The organism is Synechococcus sp. NB0720_010 (assembly GCF_023078835.1).
In the GTDB taxonomy this organism is placed as follows: Bacteria; Cyanobacteriota; Cyanobacteriia; order PCC-6307; family Cyanobiaceae; genus Vulcanococcus.
The window spans coordinates 1,620,036-1,639,193 of sequence record NZ_CP090898.1 but is presented as its reverse complement, the minus strand read 5'-3'; the positions used below and the strand labels follow the sequence as shown (position 1 = coordinate 1,639,193).

General features: G+C 64.3%; 16 protein-coding genes. 9 read left to right on the top strand and 7 right to left on the bottom strand.

Features of this window, described 5'->3' with window-relative positions; translation table 11 throughout:
* Window positions 1–646 precede the first annotated feature (646 nt).
* Window positions 647–889, top strand: a complete 243-nt coding sequence (locus LY254_RS08600; RefSeq protein ID WP_247476651.1) for a hypothetical protein — start codon at window positions 647–649, stop codon at window positions 887–889.
* Window positions 890–893: 4 nt separating this feature from the next.
* Here LY254_RS08600 and LY254_RS08595 read toward each other — a convergent pair whose 3' ends face one another.
* Entirely contained in the window at window positions 894–1,070 is a 177-nt protein-coding gene (locus tag LY254_RS08595; protein WP_247476649.1) for a cytochrome B6, read from the bottom strand.
* A gap of 44 nt (window positions 1,071–1,114) precedes the next feature.
* On the opposite strand from LY254_RS08595, the gene purT reads away from it, so the two are divergent.
* Both purT and LY254_RS08585 read left to right on the top strand, forming a co-directional pair.
* Window positions 1,115–2,296 (top strand): formate-dependent phosphoribosylglycinamide formyltransferase, encoded by a 1,182-nt coding sequence (purT, locus tag LY254_RS08590; protein ID WP_247476648.1) that lies wholly within the window; start codon window positions 1,115–1,117, stop codon window positions 2,294–2,296.
* 63 nt (window positions 2,297–2,359) lie between these two features.
* Window positions 2,360–3,391 carry an LCP family protein gene (locus LY254_RS08585; protein ID WP_247476646.1) on the top strand — a complete coding sequence of 344 codons (1,032 nt, stop codon included), beginning with the start codon at window positions 2,360–2,362 and terminating at the stop codon, window positions 3,389–3,391.
* Here LY254_RS08585 and LY254_RS08580 read toward each other — a convergent pair.
* The 3 genes from LY254_RS08580 to LY254_RS08570 all read right to left on the bottom strand — a co-directional run bounded on the left by LY254_RS08580 (window position 3,388) and on the right by LY254_RS08570 (window position 8,482).
* Complete coding sequence (locus tag LY254_RS08580) at window positions 3,388–5,508, bottom strand: HAD family hydrolase (protein WP_247476644.1); 2,121 nt, start codon at window positions 5,506–5,508, stop codon at window positions 3,388–3,390. The two genes, LY254_RS08585 and LY254_RS08580, sit on opposite strands and share 4 nt — an antisense overlap.
* 103 nt (window positions 5,509–5,611) lie before the next feature.
* Window positions 5,612–7,621, bottom strand: a complete 2,010-nt coding sequence (uvrB, locus tag LY254_RS08575) for an excinuclease ABC subunit UvrB (protein ID WP_010313886.1) — start codon at window positions 7,619–7,621, stop codon at window positions 5,612–5,614.
* Between the two features lie 105 nt (window positions 7,622–7,726).
* Entirely contained in the window at window positions 7,727–8,482 is a 756-nt protein-coding gene (locus tag LY254_RS08570) for a DUF561 domain-containing protein (protein ID WP_247476642.1), read from the bottom strand.
* 62 nt (window positions 8,483–8,544) lie between these two features.
* Here LY254_RS08570 and tilS point away from each other — a divergent pair, with 62 nt between their 5' ends.
* Together tilS and LY254_RS08560 are read left to right on the top strand one after the other, a co-directional pair.
* Complete coding sequence (gene tilS / locus LY254_RS08565; RefSeq protein WP_247476641.1) at window positions 8,545–9,528, top strand: tRNA lysidine(34) synthetase TilS; 984 nt, start codon at window positions 8,545–8,547, stop codon at window positions 9,526–9,528.
* 58 nt (window positions 9,529–9,586) lie between these two features.
* Window positions 9,587–10,297, top strand: a complete 711-nt coding sequence (locus tag LY254_RS08560) for a hypothetical protein (RefSeq protein WP_247476640.1) — start codon at window positions 9,587–9,589, stop codon at window positions 10,295–10,297.
* Window positions 10,298–10,311: 14 nt separating this feature from the next.
* Here LY254_RS08560 and LY254_RS08555 read toward each other — a convergent pair whose 3' ends face one another.
* The 3 genes from LY254_RS08555 to LY254_RS08545 form a co-directional block, all read right to left on the bottom strand.
* Complete coding sequence (locus tag LY254_RS08555; protein WP_247476639.1) at window positions 10,312–12,312, bottom strand: ribonuclease J; 2,001 nt, start codon at window positions 12,310–12,312, stop codon at window positions 10,312–10,314.
* Between the two features lie 85 nt (window positions 12,313–12,397).
* On the bottom strand, window positions 12,398–13,315 hold the full coding sequence (gene dapA / locus LY254_RS08550; protein WP_247476638.1) for a 4-hydroxy-tetrahydrodipicolinate synthase: 918 nt from the start codon (window positions 13,313–13,315) through the stop codon (window positions 12,398–12,400).
* On the bottom strand, window positions 13,312–14,391 hold the full coding sequence (locus tag LY254_RS08545; protein ID WP_247476637.1) for an aspartate-semialdehyde dehydrogenase: 1,080 nt from the start codon (window positions 14,389–14,391) through the stop codon (window positions 13,312–13,314). Before LY254_RS08545 ends, dapA begins: the two co-directional genes overlap by 4 nt.
* 430 nt (window positions 14,392–14,821) lie before the next feature.
* Between LY254_RS08545 and tig the strand changes: the two genes are divergently transcribed.
* The 4 genes from tig (at window position 14,822) to LY254_RS08525 (ending at window position 19,157) form a co-directional block, all read left to right on the top strand.
* Window positions 14,822–16,270 carry a trigger factor gene (tig, locus tag LY254_RS08540; protein WP_247476636.1) on the top strand — a complete coding sequence of 483 codons (1,449 nt, stop codon included), beginning with the start codon at window positions 14,822–14,824 and terminating at the stop codon, window positions 16,268–16,270.
* A gap of 38 nt (window positions 16,271–16,308) precedes the next feature.
* Window positions 16,309–16,989 carry an ATP-dependent Clp endopeptidase proteolytic subunit ClpP gene (gene clpP, locus LY254_RS08535; protein WP_029626062.1) on the top strand — a complete coding sequence of 227 codons (681 nt, stop codon included), beginning with the start codon at window positions 16,309–16,311 and terminating at the stop codon, window positions 16,987–16,989.
* A 101-nt stretch (window positions 16,990–17,090) separates the two neighbouring features.
* A complete protein-coding gene (clpX, locus tag LY254_RS08530) occupies window positions 17,091–18,446 on the top strand; it encodes an ATP-dependent protease ATP-binding subunit ClpX (protein ID WP_247476635.1) in 1,356 nt (451 codons plus the stop codon).
* Window positions 18,447–18,452: 6 nt separating this feature from the next.
* Window positions 18,453–19,157 (top strand): lecithin retinol acyltransferase family protein, encoded by a 705-nt coding sequence (locus LY254_RS08525; RefSeq protein ID WP_247476634.1) that lies wholly within the window; start codon window positions 18,453–18,455, stop codon window positions 19,155–19,157.
* Window position 19,158 lies beyond the last annotated feature (1 nt).

Sequence of the window (19,158 nt, the reverse complement as noted above, 5' to 3'; positions counted from 1 at the left end):
CAGCCCAGTTCATGGGACGTACGAATTCTGTGTTTCTACGGCTATCCAAAAACGCGCGACAACGGACCTGGCAGTCCTAGCTACATCCCTGCCCCAGCTATCCGATCCAAAAAGTGCGCGATTTTGAGCTTTGGTCTTGACGCCACCCGGCGAACTGGCCCGAGTTAGGCATTGGTTATGGCGCTTTGAAGCTCGCTGAGCCTTGATGGAACCAAGAAGACCAGCGTCTTCGCATGGGTTCTCGGGCTGCTTTGGCAGCCCTTTTTATGGACCGCCGTGGACCTGCCTCAGGCTCCAGCTCACCTGTGCATACCAGCAGCAGCGGCAATCCATACCAACGGACGCTCGGATGCCGCTGTGCACCTGAACTGCGGCTACTTCCGTACGAAATGGATACCCACTGATGACCGTGCAACGGGTTCCCAGGCGCGGGACACAGACCTGTTTATGCACGTACTGCATAAGTGCCGCACCGTTTCAGGCGGCCGCGATCTGTTTCACAGCAATCGGACCATGCCATGTTTGAAGCAGTGAGTATCAAGTCCACAGGCCGCCGCAATACCAACGGCATACCAACTGTGCTCTACGGAACTCCAAGCCCCCGCAACCCTTTCAGTTACTGAGCTAATTACGGAGTATTTCAATAATGGCTTACTTCACCTGGAAGGAAACAGGACTGACAGGCGACTGCGCCAGCCTCGAGGCGATGGCCTCGCGCTTTGAAGAAGCCGCGGCCCTGATGCGTCGGATGGCCTCTGAGGGATTTGTGCTGGAGCGCCATAGCGATGGCCAACACATCACCCACAGGGATGCCGGGGTCTTTGCCGCCTATGGCTTCATCGATGAACAGTCACCGGTGCGGCAGTTGAACCTGATCGAACTGGACTGAACGGTCAGCCCGCGCGGCGCAGGTAACCGATGAGCCACACCAGCACAAACGCCAGCACCGAAATCCCGAGATAGATCAGCGTCCAACGCTGGAGATCCTCAATGCTCAGACCATTGAGCAGACCATCCGCTGCATCACCGGCAGTGGCGTAAGCAAACGGGGCGAACAACAGCACGGGCACGCGGCGATGCAAGATCGCGCAAGTCTCTCGTCTCCGCGGCGGCCATGGCCAGCTCCAACTTCCCCCGCACCCTGATGCTCTTGGGCAGCGGTGAATTGGGCAAAGAGGTGGCCATCGCCGCGCAACGCCTGGGTTGCCGTGTGATCGCAGTGGATCGCTACGCCGGGGCCCCCGCGATGCAGGTTGCCGATGTGGCCGAGGTCGTACCGATGACGGACCCGGAGGCGCTCAAGGCGGTGGTCCGTCAGCACCAACCCGATGTCCTGATCCCCGAGATCGAAGCCCTGGCCGTGGACGCCCTGGCGGAGCTGGAGGCCGAGGGCACCACCGTGATCCCCACGGCCCGCGCCACGGCCGTGACCATGAACCGCGACCGCATCCGCGACCTCGCCGCGACGGAACTGGGGCTACGCACGGCCCGGTTCGCCTACGCCAGCAGCGCCGAGGAGTTGGCGCAGGCCGCCGCACCCCTGGGTTGGCCTGTGGTGGTGAAGCCGGTGATGAGCTCCTCCGGCAAAGGCCAAAGTGTGGTGGACGGTCCCGAGGGCATTCCCGCCGCCTGGGAGGCCGCCATGGCCGGAGCCCGGGGCAGCGGCGCCCGGGTGATCGTCGAGGAGTTCCTCCACTTTGAGCAGGAAATCACCCTGCTGACCGTGAAGCAGTGGAACGGCCCCACCCTGTTCTGCCCGCCCATCGGCCATATCCAAGAGCGGGGTGACTACCAGTGCAGCTGGCAACCCGCCCAGCTCGAGTGGGAGCAACTGGCCGCCGCCCAGACCATGGCGCGGGAGGTCACCGACAACCTCGGGGGCGCTGGCATTTTTGGCGTGGAGTTTTTCGTCTGCCGCCTACCCGATGGCAGCAGCGAAGTGGTCTTCTCCGAGCTCTCGCCCCGCCCCCACGACACCGGCCTGGTGACCCTGGCCGGACAAAACCTGAGCGAATTTGAACTGCACCTGCGAGCCGTCCTTGGGCTGCCCATCCCTGAGATCCGTTCCGAGGGGGCAGCCGCCAGCCGCGTGATCCTCGCTGAGCGACAAAGCGACAGCGTGGCCTTCAGCGGTCTGGACGAGGCCCTGGCCGAAACCGATGTGCAGGTGCTGCTGTTTGGCAAACCCGACGCCCGTCCCTACCGGCGCATGGGGGTAGCCCTGGCCCGCGGTGCGGACCTCAAGGACGCACAGCAAAAAGCCGATCAAGCCGCCGGCAAGATCCAGGTGATCTAGAGGCCCAAACCCCTCTAGCTCCAAGGGATAACGCGAGGTACTTTGCGCTCATCTGAGTGCCTTATGTCCCCCGCCCAATCCAATCCCCGGCGCCAAGGGCGCAGTCCGCAGCGGGACCCCAGGCGGGGGAAAGCGGATCTCCAACCTGCTGAGCGCCGCGTCCGCCGCGACAACGTGACGCAGCTGGATCGCCGGCGACCAACCGCGGCACCGGCCAAACCCGTCAAGCGCCGGCAGGGGCTCCCCCGCCTGCCCCTGTTCGTGGCCGGCCTTGGACTGGGCTACGCCCTGCATGGCCTGCCCGCCGTGGTGATGGGAGCCTTTGATCAGCCCAAACAGCTGATCGGATCACTGGTGGCCCCGGTGGCCTCGGGCGATCGACGCATCGTCGTCCTGGGCACCGACGACGTCAGCACCAACACCGACGTGATGCTGACGATGCATCTCGACGAGGGCCGCACCAAGCTCACCCAGGTCCCCAGGGACACCTTCATCGACTCCGAGCGCTACGGCGTGATGAAGGCCAACGCCCTCTACAGCAGTGGCGGCCCCGAGATGGTCAAGGCGGAGCTCAGCAAGCTCCTCTCCGCGAAGGTCGACCGCTATCTGGTGCTGAACCTGAACGCCGTTCAGCGACTGGCGGATGCCATCGGCGGCGTCGAGGTCGACGTCCCCAAACGGATGGCCTACGTCGACAACAGCCAAGGCCTCTACATCGACCTCTATCCCGGACGGCAACTGCTCAAAGGGGAGGCACTGGAAGGATTCCTGCGCTTCCGCCACGACCAGCTGGGTGACATCGGCCGAATGGAGCGCCAAAAGCTGGTGCTGGCGGAGGTCTTCCGCAAACTGGCCAACCCAGTCATGGCGACCCGACTTCCAGAGTTGATGGAGATCGCTGGCAAGGACATGCGAACGGACCTCTCCCCAATCGACATGGGCAAGCTGATCACGGCCATGGCCACCACCAAACTGGCCTCCAGCCGGGTCGAGGGAGTCCCGTTCTGGCACCAGGAGATCAGCTACTGGATGCCCGACAGCAACCCCAATCGCCAGAGCTACCTGAGCCAAGACCCAGACGCCCTGCTGCCCTAGCGGCTCAAGAAGCGGTAGTGGTCTAGACCCTCCAGCACGCCCCAGGCCTGAGGCCTGGAGGCGAAAAAGACCTTCGGACGGCGGCGCAGCTGATCCAGGGAGTGGTCGTGCTCGGAGGCCACCAGGCCAAGCGAGCTGCCGTTCAGGAGCTCCGCATCACCCTGCTGGGCCGCCACCACCAGCACCTGATCCAGGGGTAGGCCCCAGTTCAGGCAGAGATGTCGAATGGCATCCGCCTTGGACGCCCGCATCGGCAGCACATCCAGGAACCAATGATGGAACAGATGGGCTCGGGCCTCCAGCCGGTGCTGGCGCAACCGCTGCCGCACCATCTCGAGCACCCCCGCGGTGGGCGCCTCCAGGGTGTAGCTGACCTTGTAGCTGCCTTGATTCAACTCCGGCTGCAGCGACAAGCGGGGGCTGAGTCCTTCGAGCACCTGCTCGACCCGTTTGCGCTGCCAGCCCTGGGCGATGTGCTGATGCCAACTGACATCTGGCCGGCCCTCAGCGCCAAAGCGCAGGTCCGCCCCGGCCTCCAGGATCCAGACCTGGGGTTCTGGCAGATGCAATTCGGCAAAGCGCAGCCGCGCTGAAGCGAAGTGGCGACCGCTCAACATGCCGATGCCGCACTGGGGATCAGCGGCCAGTCGGCGGCGGAGATCCTCGAGGCCAGCCGGCTGCGCCGACTGCAGGCAGACATCGAGATCGAGCAAGAGCAACCGTTGCACCGGAGGAGCCTCGACCTTCACCGGTTGGGCCGGGGACGCAGCCACCACCCCGGGGGTGCAACGACGGTCGCCCTCCCCGAGGTAGCTGCAGACATGGGCATCCCAACTGAAATTGCGGCTGATGGCCTCGATGCCGTTGTCGCGCCAGGAGCGCCAGCGATCGAGATCCGCACCCGCCTCTTCCAGGGCTTGCTGCAGCACATCCAGATCGGTCACATCCGCCAGCTGGCCGTTGGAGCAGCGCTGAAGGATGTCCCGCGGCCCCCCGTCATCGGTGCTGACCAAGGGCAGCCCGCAGGCCGCCGCCTCCAGCAGGGTCAAACCAAAGGGCTCCGTCAGGGCCGGGTTGACGAAGATCCCGCAGCGCTGTGCCGCCCAGCGATAGATCGCAGGGATCTGCTCACCGCGATGGTGCTTGGGATAGGCGACCTTGCCGTAGAGATCAAAGCGATCCACCAGCTCAAAAATCTGCTGGAACTGATCCCGCTGCTGCTTCTCGAGCGAGCGGGGATCCTCACGGCAACCCAGCACCAGGACGAGGTTGTGGCGCTCCTGCAGTAGGGCGGAGCGGCCATAGGCCTCCACCAGAGCCGGGACGTTCTTGCGCCGAACCGCGCGGCAGATCGTGAGTAGGGGTGACTTGTTGGGCTCCCGCAGGAATGGCTCCATCAGGGCCTCCACATCGGACGCCTCGCCAGGCATCGCCACCGGGTGGAAGCGCTGGGCGTCCACCCCAGGGGGCACGACACAGGCCTGCTCCGCCTCAAAGCGGTTGTAGCGGGCGTACTGCTGCTGGGCTTCCTGCTGGGTGCTGGTGATCACCAGGGACGCCTGGGCCAAGGCACGCTCTTCGGCGTCAATGCGACGGCCAATGGCATAGGTCTGCTCGATCTGCTCATGGGTCAGGCCGCCTTCGAGCAGGCGCCGCTGCTTCTCGCGGCCCAGGGAGTGCCCGGTGAAGACCAAGGGGATCCCAAGCCTTTGGGATACCAAGGCCCCCACATAGCCGGCATCGGCGTAGTGGGCGTGGATCCAATTCGGACGCTGCGGCTGGGCCGCAATGTGGGCCGTGACCGCATCAGCCATCTCGTCGAGATAGGGCCAGAGCAGTTCCTTGCGCAGGTAGCGCCGCGGTCCGCAGGGGAAGCGAACGATGCTGGCGCCGTCAGCCAGCGGTTCATGGGCCTGGGCGTAATCAGCGGAAACCCGCTTGTCCTGAATCAAACGGGTGACCACATCAACGCGGTCGACCTCCGGGCGAGCAGCTAATCCTCTGGCCAGCTCGAGCACATAGGTGGTCTGACCACCGGTATCTGCATCACGTCCCAGCTCCAGGTCATGGCCGCGGAACAGGCCATGCAAATGGAGATGGAGCAAGTAGTAACCCAATTCGCCTCCTCGGCGATTAGCTCACCTTTAGCCGCGATTCCAGAGGCGAAGTCGGAAGAAAAGGGAAAGATCAAGCTGAGATCGCGTCGCGCTTTTCGCTGACTTAGGGCTTCCCTACAAGCTTTTGGCGCAGGCTTTTGATGCGATCGCGCAGGTTGGCGGCTTCCTCAAAGTCAAGATTTTTTGCCGCTGATTTCATCTTGTCCTCGAGCTGTTGAATCAGCTCCGGCAGGGCATCGAGCGGGACATCGTTGTGCTCGGCCTGCTCGGTGGCCTGCTCCAACTGCTCGTCGTTCAGGCGCCTGGAAACCTCCAAGAAGGCCAGGATCGAATTGCCGCCCCGCTTACCAGCGGGCGTCGGCGTGATTCCGTGCTTCTCGTTGTAGGCCTGCTGAATCGCACGTCTGCGCTCGGTTTCTGAGATGGCCTTGGCCATCGAATCCGTCAGGTTGTCGGCGTAGAGCAGGGCTACCCCCTCCACGTGACGAGCGGCCCGGCCGATGGTCTGAATCAAGGAGCGCTCAGCCCGCAGGAACCCCTCCTTGTCGGCATCCAGGATCGCCACCAGGGAGACCTCGGGCAGATCCAGGCCCTCCCGCAGGAGGTTCACACCCACCAGCACGTCGTACTCGCCATTGCGCAGGTCCTGGATGATCTCGATCCGCTCGATCGAGTGGATCTCCGAGTGGAGATAGCGAACCCGGACGCCGTTCTCAGCGAGGTAGTCCGTGAGGTCTTCCGCCATCCGCTTGGTCAGGGTCGTGACCAAGACCCGCTCCTTCTTCTCGGCACGGGTACGAATTTCACCCAAGAGGTCATCCACCTGGCCATCGGTGGGACGCACCTCAACGATGGGATCCAGCACCCCGGTCGGACGGATCACCTGTTGGACCACCTCGGAATCGCTCTGCTTGAGCTCCCAATCCCCGGGTGTGGCGCTGACAAAAATGCTCTGCCGGGCCTTCTCCCAGAACTCATCCCCCTTGAGCGGACGGTTGTCTGCAGCACTGGGAAGCCGGAAGCCGTGCTCAATCAGCACGCCCTTGCGCGCTTGGTCGCCGTTGTACATCGCCTGCAGCTGGGAGCAGGTGACGTGGGACTCATCCACCACCAGCAACCAGTCCTCAGGGAAATAGTCGATCAGGCACTCCGGCGGTGTGCCCGCCTCGCGGCCCGCCAGATGGCGCGCATAGTTCTCAACGCCATTGCAGTAGCCGACCTGCTCGAGCATCTCCAGGTCGTAGGTGGTGCGCTGCTCCAGGCGCTGTGCCTCCAACAATTTCCCCTGCTCGTTGAGCACGTCCAGGCGCTCCCGCAGCTCCGAGCGAATGGCCTTGATCGCATCCTCCAGGCGCTCCTTGGGAGTCACGAAGTGCTTGGCCGGATAGATGCTGATCGATTCCAGGCTCTGCAGGATTTCCCCGGTAGTGGGGTCCACATAGCGAATGGCCTCGACTTCATCACCAAAGAGTTCAATCCGCACCAGGCGGTCCTCGTAGGCGGGGCCGATCTCCAGCACGTCCCCCCGCACCCGGAAGCGTCCACGGGAGATCTCCAGGTCGTTGCGGGAGTACTGGTTGTTGACCAAGTCCCGCAGGGAACTCCTGAGATTGAGGGTCTCGCCCACCTCAAATTTGACGGCGGCCTTGAGGTACTCACTGGGGATTCCCAGGCCGTAGATACAGCTAATGGAGGCCACGACGATCACATCACGGCGCTCAAAGAGAGAGCGGGTCGCGGAGTGCCGCAGCATGTCGATCTCTTCGTTGATCGAGGCTGTTTTGGCGATGTAGGTATCGGAGACCGGCACATAGGCCTCCGGCTGGTAATAGTCGTAGTAGGAGATGAAGTACTCAACGGCGTTCTTCGGGAAGAACTCCCTGAGCTCATTGCAGAGCTGGGCCGCCAGGGTTTTGTTATGGGCCAAGACCAAGGCCGGCCGGCCGGTCTTGGCAATCACATTGGCGATGGTGAAGGTCTTGCCGGTTCCCGTCGCACCCAACAGGGTCTGATAGCGCTCGCCTGATTCCACGCCAGCCACCAACGCCTTGATCGCCTCGGGCTGATCCCCCTTGGGCTCGTAGGGAGCGTGGATTTCAAACGGGTTAGGCATCGGGGCATTCTCGGACAACCGCCCAGGCGGTGTGGCTGCCGAACCAACAAAAAACCCATGCCCCGGAGGGCATGGGTGACGTCCAAAGCGGTGATGCCTTGAGGATCAGACGGCTGCCTTGACGGCGCTGCCCAGGGCCTCGCGCAGGCCACGAACCACGGCGACCATGGCCAGCTGATCGTTGAGCTTGTTGACGGCGGAGCCCACGCCCACGCCAGCGGCACCGGAGGCGATGGCCATCGGCACGGTGACGGAAGACAGTCCAGAAGCGCAGAGCACCGGCACCGAGACGGCGCGGCTGATGCTGTGGGCAGCAGCCAGGGTGGGAGCGGCCTTCTCGATCAGGCCGAGGCTGCCGGCACTGAAGGGCTTGGCACTGGTGCCACCTTCGGTCTGGATGATGTCGGCACCGGCGGCCACCAGATCAGCAGCGAGCTGCTCCTGTTGGTCGATGGGCAGCACGTGGGGGACGGTCACGCTCAGCACCACCTCGGGCAGCAGCTCGCGGGTGCGGCGAGTGATGGAGAGCACCTCAGCGGCATCAAAGATGCGGCCGAGGGGATAGAAGGCGTCGTAGTTGCCGATCTCGACCATGGCGGCACCGGCGGCCACGGCGGCGGGGAACAACTCAGGATCGACGGCGCTCACGCAGATGGGCAGGCCCGAGACCGAGGCGGCCAGCTGCACCAGCTCAGCATCACAGGCCACGTCGATCAGATCCGCACCACCGAGGCCAGCCGCACGGCTGATGCGCTCGACGCTGGCGGCGTCAAAGTTGGTGAGGCCAGCAATCACCTTGAGAGCGCGCTTCTCGGCCAGGGCCATGCGAAGGGAAGCGGGCAGCCGATCGAGGCGGGACATGCCAGTACAGATGGAGTTTTGCGATTCTCACACGCTGAGCCAGGGCGAATCAGGCTGGGGGCATGGCTGAACGCTGGAGTGATCTGCATCGGCGCCTGCATCAGCAGCTGCTCCAGCAGCAGGCTCTGCTGCCCGATGGGGAGCCCCTGCTACTGGCCGTCTCCGGTGGCCAAGACTCCATGGCCTTGGTGGGGCTCCTGAACGACCTGAAACGTCTCCACCACTGGCAGCTGCAGCTCTGGCATGGCAACCACGGTTGGCGCCCTGAAGCCGAGCAGCAAGCCCGCGAACTCCAGGCCTGGGCCCAGGACCAGGGCCTGCCGATCCAGGTCGACGACTGGGAGAGTCCAAAGAGGGATGAAGCCTCAGCCCGCGACTGGCGCTATGGGCAGCTCCAGACCCACGCCCAGCGCCTGGGCTGCCGCAGGGTCGTCACCGGACACACCGCCAGCGACCGCAGCGAGACGGTCCTGCTCCAACTCGCCCGCGGCAGCCATCGCCGCGGGCTCTCCAGCCTCCGGCAACGGCGCACGCTCAGCGGCACGATTGAACTGGTCCGCCCACTGCTGGGGTTCTCCCGCAGTGACACCGCCCAGCTCTGCCAGCAGCTGGGCCTGCCGATTTGGCTGGACCCCAGCAACAGCGACCCGCGCTTCAGTCGCAATCGGATCCGCCACGAGGTGCTGCCTGTGCTTGAGGCCCTCCACCCCGGAGCCAGCGAACGCATCAGCCAACTGAGCGAACGGCTGGCCCAAGAGCAGGACGGCGGCGAGCAGTTGGTGGATCTCGCCCTGGGCAGCCTGCAAACCGAAACGGCCCAGGCTCAGCCGGCGTTAAGGCGACGCCCCCTCAGCGGCCTGACCCTCAGCAATCAACGGCTGCTGCTGCACCACTGGCTGACCCGCGAGGGCCTCAGCCTGGGCAACGCGGAACAGTTGGAGCAGCTTCTCCATCGCCTGCCGCCCCACTGCGGTCCTGGCCAGTGGGATCTCAGCAGGGGGCGCTCCCTGCGCTGGGACCGTGAGCTGATCTGGTTGGAGCCCTGAAGAAGCGCGGCCAGGTCTGGCAAAACGACCTAAACCGGAGCGGGAACGGCGCAACGCCATGAGCAGCGCAAGCAGTGATCGCTACGCAGCCATCGAACGGGCGTACGGAGAAGGGCGCTTCAGCGATGCGCTCCAGGGGGCTGAGGCCTTGCTGCACGAGCTGCAAGCCAGCGCCTCTGGGCCTGAGTCAGAGACCGCCCTCAGCCGGCTCCAGCTACTAACGGGTCACATTCACCTCTACGGACTGGGGCAGCCCCAGGACGCGCAGGCCTACTACCAAGCTGTCGCGGACAGCACGGCCCCCTCCACCCTGGTGGACCTCGCCCAGGCCGGGCTCCAGCGCTGTCAACTGCAACCAGCAGCCCAGGAGGAGCCCAGCTCCCAGCAAGCGATTGGGGATCTGCCCGAACTTCCTGCCACCCCCTGGCTCAACCAACTGAGCGAACCCCAGGAGGCCCTCACCGCCCTGCAGGCGGCCTGGACTGAGGTGCCCGCCAGTGGACCACCACCCGTCATCGCAACGCCGACGGTGATTGACGGCTCGCCGGCAACGCCCTGGGGCGATGCCGCACCCAACGTCGAGGTCCTCGCCGATGAACCTGAGCTTGAGCCTCAGCCAACGGACGACGCGGCGCCAGCCGAGCGTGAGTGGCCCGACTACAGCCAAGGAAACCTTGTGGTGGAGCTGCCCTTCAGCGAAAACCGCCCCCAGGAGCCCCTCCATGAGGGGAGCAACTGGAGGCGGTTCTTCAGGCTGAAACGGCCCTAGGGCCGCAGCAGCAGTCAGCTCGCGGCGGAGCGGCGACGACGGGTGCGGCCGGCGATTTCAGGTTCCTCGACCTTGGGAGCAGCCGCAACAGGAGCAGCCTTCACCGGCGCAGGCGCAGGCGCAGCCGAAGCGGCGGAGGCGGCAGCACCGACAGGAGCCAGTTCACGGCGGGGCGTGCGATCCCGATCCCGGTCGCGGTTGCCATCACGGTTGCCGTCGCGGCGACCGCGGGGGGCCGGACGGGTGTCGGGCTCTGCATCCGCGCGGCCCTTGTAGGCCGGGGTGCCACCAGGGGCGGGCTGCACCAGGCAGATGATCAGGGGCTCGACTTGTAGTTCGCGGCGCAGGCGACGCTGCAGACCCACTTCGATTTCGCGCTGGACGCCCATCCAGTCCACTTCGGGAGCCTTGCCACCGGTGTTCCGGGACAGTTGCTGCCAGCGGTTCTCGAGCACCCAGGTGATTTCCCGCTCGGTCCAGAGGCTGAGCTTGCGGGGATCCGCGGCGGTGACCACGCCACGCAGGTTGACCCGCGGAGGCGCCGCCATCACACCGTCGGTGCTGATCACGGCGAGCATCGTGATGACGCCGTCATCGGCGAGCTGCTGACGCTCTTTGAGAACACGGGCGTCGACGATGCCATTGCGGGAGGCGTCGAGCAGTTCGATGCCCGCCTTGACGGGCTCGCCCTTCTTGATCGAATCGGCCGTCAGCTCAACAACGTCTCCGTTGTCGATGATCAGCATGTTGTCGGCCGGAACGCCCATGGACTGGGCGGTCTTGCTGTGGCAGACGAGCATGCGGTGCTCGCCGTGCACCGGCACGAAGAACTTGGGACGGGTGAGGGCCAGCATCAGCTTCTGGTCCTCCTGGAAACCGTGGCCAGAGACGTGGATGCCCTCGCCCTTGCCGTAGACGACCTTGGCGCCCAGCATCATCAGCCGGTCAATGGTGTTCACCACGGAGATGGTGTTCCCCGGGATCGGGCTGGCGGAGAAGATGATCGTGTCGCTGCTCTTGACCTGCACCTGGGGGTGCTCGCCACGGGAGATGCGGCTCAGGGCGGCCAAGGGCTCACCCTGGCTACCGGTCATCAGCAACAGGGTCTCGCGATCGGGCAGATCACGGATTTGCTTGATCGGGACAAACAGATCATCCGGAGCGCGCATGTAGCCCAGTTCACGGGCCTTGGCGATCACGTTGAGCATGGAGCGGCCCAAGAGGCCGACCTTGCGGCCGTTCTTCATGGCCAGCTCGAGGATCATCGCGACGCGATGGATGGAGCTCGCAAAGGTGGTGATGATCACCCGGCCTTCGGCCTGGGCGATATGGCGATCGAGGGCGGGGAAGACCGAGCGCTCAGGAGGACAGAAGCCAGGGACCTCAGCGTTGGTGGAGTCACTGAACAGGCAGAGGACACCCTGCTCGCCGTGGTGGGCGAGGCGGGCCATATCGAAATACTCACCGTCGACCGGGGTGTGGTCGAACTTGAAGTCACCCGTGAAGATGATCGTTCCCACCGGAGTGGTGATGGCCAGCGAGAAGCTGTCCGCCATCGAGTGGGTGTTGCGGATGAACTCCACCGAGAAGTGCTGGCCCACCTTCACCACGTCCCGCGGACCCACGGTCTGAATGGTGGTGCGGTCGGTGACGCCGGCCTCTTCCATCTTTCCCTGGAGCATCGACATGGCCAGCCGGGGGCCATAGATCACCGGGATGTTGAAGTTCTTGAGGTGGTGGGAAATACCACCGATGTGGTCCTCGTGACCGTGGGTCACGATCATGCCGCGGATGCGCTTCTGGTTCTCCTTGAGATAGCTGGTGTCGGGCATCACGACGTTCACGCCGTGCATGCCATCGCTGGGGAAGGCCAGGCCGGCATCCACGAGCATGATGTCGTCGCCGTACTCGAACACACAGGTGTTCTTGCCGATCTCATGGAGGCCACCGAGGGGGATCACCCGCAGGTGGGGCTGCTTGGCGGCGCCGTTACGGCCAGGGGTTTGAGAAGTCATTCAGAAAAGGGGAGGCGGCTCAGCCGCACGGGGAACAAACGTTGAGAAAGGGGTTGCTCAGCAACAGGTCAGGTCGGCCTTGGCGTCAAGTGGGACGCAGGGCTGCCAGGACGGAGGTGAGTTGTTCGCGCACATCGCTCGATGCAGAAACCAAAGGAAGACGTGGGGCACCTACGGGCCAACCGCTCAGTTCCAAAGCCGCCTTCACGGGAATGGGATTGGTGGTGCAGAAGAGGGCCTTGCAGAGCGGAAGCAGTTGCTCATGCACGGCCAGGGCGGCACTGAGTTCTCCGGCCAGGAAGGCCTGGACCATGCGCTGGATCTGATCGCCTGCAATGTGGCTAGCCACGCTGACCACGCCAACGGCGCCGACGGCCATCATCGGCAGCGTCAGCGCATCGTCACCGCTGTAGATCGCCAGACGCTCGCCGCAGACCGCACGCAGGGCGCTGACCTCCTCAGTCGTGCCGCTCGCGGCCTTGAAGCTGACCACGTTCGGACAATCCATCAACCGTGCGGCGGTCTCTGGATTGAGGCTGCAACCGGTGCGGCCAGGAATGTTGTAGAGCATCAGTGGCGTCTGGGGCGCCGCCTGGGCCACGGCCCGGAAATGCGCCTCAAGGCCTTCCTGGGGAGGCTTGTTGTAGTAAGGCACAACGACCAGGGCGCCATCGGCACCGAGGGCTGCCGCTTCACCGATGGCCTCGACGGCCTCGGCCGTGCAATTACTGCCCGTTCCCGCCAACACCTTGGCGCGGGCACCGACGGCCTCCTTCACGGCGGAGAACAGTTGGTGCTGTTCATCCCAACTCAGGGTGGGGGACTCGCCGGTGGTGCCGCAAATCACCAGACCATCGGAACCGTGATCCACCAGATGGCTCGCCAGCTTGGCCGCCATCGGCAAGTCCACCGAGCCATCGGCCGCGAAGGGGGTGATCATCGCGGTGATCACACGACCAAAGGGGGCAGGGGAGTGGGCGCCTGGGGTCAAGGCCTTGCTCATGCCGACGCTCCAGCTGGGGCCTGAGCAGCGGCGGCAGCGGCCACCGGATCAAGCAGTAACTCAGCGATCTGAATCGCGTTGAGGGCCGCCCCCTTGCGGATCTGGTCACCGCACAGCCAGAGCTCGAGGGCGTTGGGTTCGCTGAGGTCCTGTCGGATACGTCCAACGGCCACCGGATCACGCCCGGTGACGTCCGTGGGCATGGGGAAGCGATTCGAGCTGAAGTCTTCAATCAGCTCAACGCCGGGGGCGCTCTTCAGCAGAGTCCGCGCTTCCTCAACGGGGAAGGGCTCACAGAACTCGATGTTGATCGCCTCGGAGTGGGCCCGCAGGACCGGAACGCGAACGCAGGTGGCCGAGATACGCAGATCCGGCAAACCCATGATCTTGCGGGTTTCGTTGACCATCTTGAGCTCCTCCTCGCAGTAGCCGTTGTCCTGCAGAGGAGAGTTGTGCAGGAAGAGATTGAACGCCAGTGAGTAGGGCAGAACACTGCTCATGGGCGTCCCACCGTCGAGGACGGTGCGGCTCAGCTCACTGAGCTCCTCCATGGCACGGGCACCGGCACCACTGGCGGATTGGTAGGTGCTGACCACGACACGGCGCATGGCCCGGCGGGCGGCCAAAGGCGCCAAGGCCAGGGTCATCAAAATCGTGGTGCAGTTGGGATTGGCGATCACCCCTTGATGGCGGAACGCCTCATGGGGATTCACCTCTGGCACCACCAGGGGAACGCCAGCATCCATGCGAAAGGCGCTGGAGTTGTCGATCACCACTGCACCAGCCGCAGCCGCCACAGGCGCCCACTGCTTGGACACGGAGCCACCGGCCGAAGCCAGGACGACATCCACGCCCGCGAAGGCCTCAGCACTCACGGGCTGAATCGTCAGGACCTGGCCGTTCCATTCCAGGGTTTGTCCGGCCGAACGGGGCGAGGCCAGCAGGGTGAGTTGACCGACAGGGAAGGCCCGCTCTTGGAGCAGGGTCAACAACTCTTGGCCGACGGCACCCGTCGCCCCAAGAACGGCGACATGCAGAGGACGGCTGGGCAGCGAACGGACGTCGGTGGAAGTCAACGGAGGTGCAAGGGATAAGGAGAGCTCTATGCCTTGGGATCTGAACAGGGCCTCACTCGGAGGCGGAATCCGTCAAACAGAGAGAAGGGCTGAAACGGGGAAAGGCTGAATCAGAAGCGTCGATCAGCAGAAGGAGGTGGAAGGAGAAAAGGGGTGGAGCGAAAAATCAACGGTGAGCGCGATCAACGAACCCAAGACCGAGAAAGACGAACGGTGGAGCATCCCGGTAAAGGCGGATGCACAACCTGCAGAAGCTGCTCGGAGTCCCGAGGGACACCGCCACAAAACTCTTCAGGTCACTGGTTCTTGCTCAAAACAATACGTGGCCAAGGCCGAAGGCGTACAGCCCTGTTGGAGCTCGTCACAGGTGACTAATTAGGATCGTGGGCTGCCCCAGCCGACCCATCGGCCCGCCGTTTCGATCACATCCATGAGCCCTGCCGCTAGCACCGCCAGTAAAGCCACTGCCAAACAGGCAGACCTGAAGCTGAGCACCAGCGCCCGTCCCGGCAGCCGAATGGCCATCGAGATCGCCGTTCCTGGTGAACGCACCCAAGGGAGCCACAACGCGGCTGTCGAGAAGCTGAGCCGCAGCGTGAAACTCCCCGGCTTCCGCAAGGGCAAGGTGCCCCGCGCTGTGCTGATGCAGCAAATCGGCCCCCTGCAGATTCGGGCCACTGCCCTTGAGTCGCTCGTCGACAGCGTTTTCAAGGACGCCCTGAAGCAAGCCGAGATCCCCGCCATCGGCCAACCCGCCCTGGACGGTGGCTTCGAGTCCCTCCTCGAGCGCTTTGAGCCCGGTCAAGAACTGACCTTGACCCTTGAGATGGATGTGGAGCCCACTCCGAAGCTCAAAAGCACCAAAGGTCTGAAGGCTGAAGCTGAATCCGTGAGCTTCGATCCAGCTCGCATCGATGAGCTGATCGAGCAGTCCCGCCGTCAGATGGCCACCCTGGTGCCGGTCGAAGGCCGCGCCGCGGCCGCCGGTGATGTGGCGGTCCTGAGCTTCAAGGGCACCTACAGCGACAACGGCGAAGCCATCGAAGGCGGAAGCGGCGACGCCATGGAGGTGGAACTGGAAGAGGGCCGCATGATCCCCGGCTTCGTGGAAGGGGTGATCGGCATGAAGGCTGGCGACAGCAAAACCATTAAGTGCGAGTTCCCCGAGGATTACGCCCAGGAGGATGCAGCCGGCCGCAAAGCCAGCTTCGACATCACCCTGAGCGAGCTGAAGAGCCGTGAGCTGCCGGCCCTCGATGACGCCTTCGCCCAGCAGGCCAGCGACAAAGAAACCCTGGCCGAACTGCGCAGCGATCTGGAGACCCGGCTGAAGGAAGACGCCGAGCGCCGCCACCAGTCCAACCGCCACGACGCCCTGCTCGCCGCCCTGGTGGAGCAACTGGAGGTGGAACTGCCCGAGACCCTCGTCCAAGAGGAAATCGTCACCCTCCTGGAGCAAACCGCTGGCCAACTGGCCCAGCAAGGGATGGACGTCAAAAAGCTCTTCACCCCTCAGCTGATCCAAAGCCTGCGCGAAAGCTCCCGCCCTGAAGCCGAGGAGCGCCTCAAGCGCAGCCTGGCCCTCAAGGCCCTCGCCGCGGCCGAGAAATTGGAACTGGAAGCCAGCGAGATCGACGCCAAGGTCAAGGAACTGAGCCGGGGCTTCAGCGACAGCTCCCGGATTGATCCCAACCGTCTGCGCCAAGCGGTTCAGGAGGATCTGATGCGCGAGAAGCTCCTGGGCTGGCTCGAGAGCAACTCCACCGTCACGGAGAAGGCGGCTGAGGCCTCCGAGGAGAAGCCCAAGGCCAAAGCCAAGCCGGCTGCGAAGAAAAAAGCCAAGGCCGACGACGCCGAGGCGACCACCACCGAGGCCTGATCCCCATAGATTGGCCGGACTGACTCCAGTCCGGCCGAGTGATCAACGCCAGCACTCCTCACCCAATCCAGAACCGCTGGCTGGGCCAAGGGCCCCAATCCTCGATCGTCACTGGTCCGACCGCCGCACCGGGTGTGCTCCCCACCGTGGTTGAGCAATCCGGCCGAGGCGATCGGGCCTTTGACATCTATTCCCGTCTGCTGCGGGAACGCATCATCTTTCTGGGCAGCGGCATTGATGACCAGGTGGCCGACGCCATGGTTGCCCAGCTTCTGTTTCTCGAGGCAGAGGACCCCGAGAAAGACATTCAGATCTACGTCAACTCCCCTGGGGGATCAGTGACAGCGGGTCTGGCGATCTACGACACCATGCAGCAGGTCGCGCCCGACGTCGTCACCATCTGCTACGGCCTGGCCGCCTCCATGGGAGCTTTTCTGCTCTCCGGCGGCACCAAGGGCAAGCGCCTGGCGCTCCCGAACGCGCGGATCATGATCCACCAACCCCTTGGCGGAGCCCAGGGACAGGCTGTCGACATCGAAATCCAGGCCAAGGAAATCCTCTATTTGAAGGAGACCCTCAACGGCCTGATGTCCGAACACACCGGCCAACCCCTGGAGAAAATCGCTGAAGACACCGACCGCGACTACTTCCTTTCCCCGGCAGAAGCGGTTCAATACGGCCTGATCGATCGTGTCGTCACCGATACGACCCCGGTTTGATCCTTAAGGACGGCTGACGAAGCGCTGGATCGCACCGATCCTGAAGTTTCGGGACACCGCCCCGAAGCCCTCCCGCTCAACGCCGCCACAGCCCTTGCCCGATGGCCAAGTTCGACGCCCACCTGAAGTGCTCTTTCTGCGGGAAGTCGCAAGACCAGGTGCGCAAACTGATCGCCGGCCCTGGCGTCTACATCTGCGACGAATGCATCGATCTCTGCAACGAGATCCTCGACGAAGAGCTGGTTGAGGGCCATGGTGGCGCCGGCGCTGGCCGCCAAGCCCAGGAAGCCAAGGGCAAAGCTCCCGCCAAAAAAGCCAGCAAGCCTGCTCCGACGCTGGCCGAAATCCCCAAACCCCAAGACATCAAGGCCCACCTCGACGCCCAGGTCGTGGGGCAGGAGGAAGCCAAGAAGGTCCTCTCCGTTGCGGTCTACAACCACTACAAGCGCTTGGCCTGGCAGGGCGACGGCAAGGGCGAGAGCAACGAAACCGCCACCAAGCTGCACAAGAGCAACATCCTCCTGATCGGCCCCACGGGCTGCGGCAAAACCCTGCTGGCGCAGACCCTGGCCGAGTTACTGGATGTGCCCTTCGCCGTGGCCGATGCCACGACCTTGACCGAAGCCGGCTACGTCGGGGAGGACGTCGAGAACATCCTGCTGCGGTTGCTGCAGAAAGCTGACCTGGACGTTGACCAGGCCCAGCGCGGAATCATCTACATCGACGAGATCGACAAGATCGCCCGCAAGAGCGAGAACCCTTCGATCACCCGCGATGTCTCCGGGGAGGGCGTTCAGCAGGCGTTGCTGAAACTGCTGGAGGGCACCGTGGCCAACGTCCCCCCCCAAGGGGGCCGCAAGCATCCCTACCAAGACTGCATTCAGATCGACACCAGCCAGATCCTGTTCATCTGCGGTGGTGCCTTCGTCGGCCTCGATGACGTGGTCCAGCGCCGGATGGGCCGGAACGCCATCGGCTTCATCCCCGAAGGCGGTCGCCGCGGCCGCCAGAGCAAGGACCAACAGGCCGCCCAGGTCCTGCGCCACCTCCAGCCCGACGACCTGGTCAAGTACGGCCTGATTCCCGAGTTCATCGGCCGCATGCCGGTGAACGCCGTGCTCGAGCCCCTCGACAACCACGCACTCGAGGCGATTCTCACCGAGCCCCGCGACGCCCTGGTGAAGCAGTTCCAGACGCTGCTGAGCATGGACGACGTGCGGCTGGAGTTTGAGCCCGGGGCCGTTGAAGCCATCGCCGCCGAGGCCCACCGCCGCAAGACCGGCGCCCGGGCGTTGCGCGGGATCGTCGAGGAACTGATGCTCGACCTGATGTACGAGCTGCCGTCCGACAAGAGCACCAAGGCCTTCACGGTCACCCGGGCCCTGGTGGAGGAACGCACCCAGGCCAAGGTCCTCCCTCTTCCGGGCAGCGAGTCCGCGCAACAGGAATCGGCCTAGGGCTCCGTGGCTGCCGCTGATCACCTTGAGGTGCCGCGGCAGCACGGTCTCTTCAATCACCACGGCATCGACCTCGGGGACGGCAGCGTCGCCCACTACCTGGAGGGGCGCCAGATTCTGCGCAGCCCCCTCGACGCATTCAGCCGCGGCCAGCCCTTAACGGTGGTGTCCTACCCCGAGGGGGCCTGTTTGCCGGCAGGGCAAACCCTGCGCCGAGCCATGGGGCGACTGGGAGAGCAGAACTACAACCTGCTCTTCAACAACTGCGAACACTTCGCCCACTGGTGCAAAACCGGACGCCATCGCAGCGCCCAGGTGGAGGAGGTCCTCCAGGCCGGCAGCTGGGGGGCCCTCGCCCTGGGCCAGTTCATGCCTGCTGCGGTCCTGAGCGGCGCGAAGCTGCTCCTGCGTCAGGGGCGACGCCTGGAGGCGAGCCAGCTGGAGAAGGGACGCGAACTCGTCAGACGCAGCCTGGAGCAACTCGATGCCCTGCGGCTGAAGCTGCAAACCAAACTGGAGTCCGAGCTGTCCCGCGCCGAAGAGCGCTGGGGGGCCGGAGCTGAGCAACCCCAATTCCAGCGACTGCGCCTGGCTGCTCAGACCCTGGCGGATCAGCTCAGCGAGGTGGAGGAGATGGAAGCCAAGCTCGAGCGCCTCCTGACAGATCAGCAGCAGGATTCAAACCCGAACAGAGGCGTCGAGGGCCAGTAGC

Excerpts from the sequence above, each read along its gene's own strand:
- LY254_RS08600 (WP_247476651.1), top strand. The coding sequence starts at position 647 with ATGGCTTACTTCACCTGGAAGGAAACAGGACTGACAGGCGACTGCGCC.
- purT (WP_247476648.1), top strand. The coding sequence starts at position 1,115 with ATGGCCAGCTCCAACTTCCCCCGCACCCTGATGCTCTTGGGCAGCGGT.
- LY254_RS08585 (WP_247476646.1), top strand. The coding sequence starts at position 2,360 with ATGTCCCCCGCCCAATCCAATCCCCGGCGCCAAGGGCGCAGTCCGCAG.
- uvrB (WP_010313886.1), bottom strand. The coding sequence starts at position 7,621 with ATGCCTAACCCGTTTGAAATCCACGCTCCCTACGAGCCCAAGGGGGAT.
- LY254_RS08570 (WP_247476642.1), bottom strand. The coding sequence starts at position 8,482 with ATGTCCCGCCTCGATCGGCTGCCCGCTTCCCTTCGCATGGCCCTGGCC.
- tilS (WP_247476641.1), top strand. The coding sequence starts at position 8,545 with ATGGCTGAACGCTGGAGTGATCTGCATCGGCGCCTGCATCAGCAGCTG.
- LY254_RS08560 (WP_247476640.1), top strand. The coding sequence starts at position 9,587 with ATGAGCAGCGCAAGCAGTGATCGCTACGCAGCCATCGAACGGGCGTAC.
- LY254_RS08555 (WP_247476639.1), bottom strand. The coding sequence starts at position 12,312 with ATGACTTCTCAAACCCCTGGCCGTAACGGCGCCGCCAAGCAGCCCCAC.
- dapA (WP_247476638.1), bottom strand. The coding sequence starts at position 13,315 with ATGAGCAAGGCCTTGACCCCAGGCGCCCACTCCCCTGCCCCCTTTGGT.
- tig (WP_247476636.1), top strand. The coding sequence starts at position 14,822 with ATGAGCCCTGCCGCTAGCACCGCCAGTAAAGCCACTGCCAAACAGGCA.
- clpX (WP_247476635.1), top strand. The coding sequence starts at position 17,091 with ATGGCCAAGTTCGACGCCCACCTGAAGTGCTCTTTCTGCGGGAAGTCG.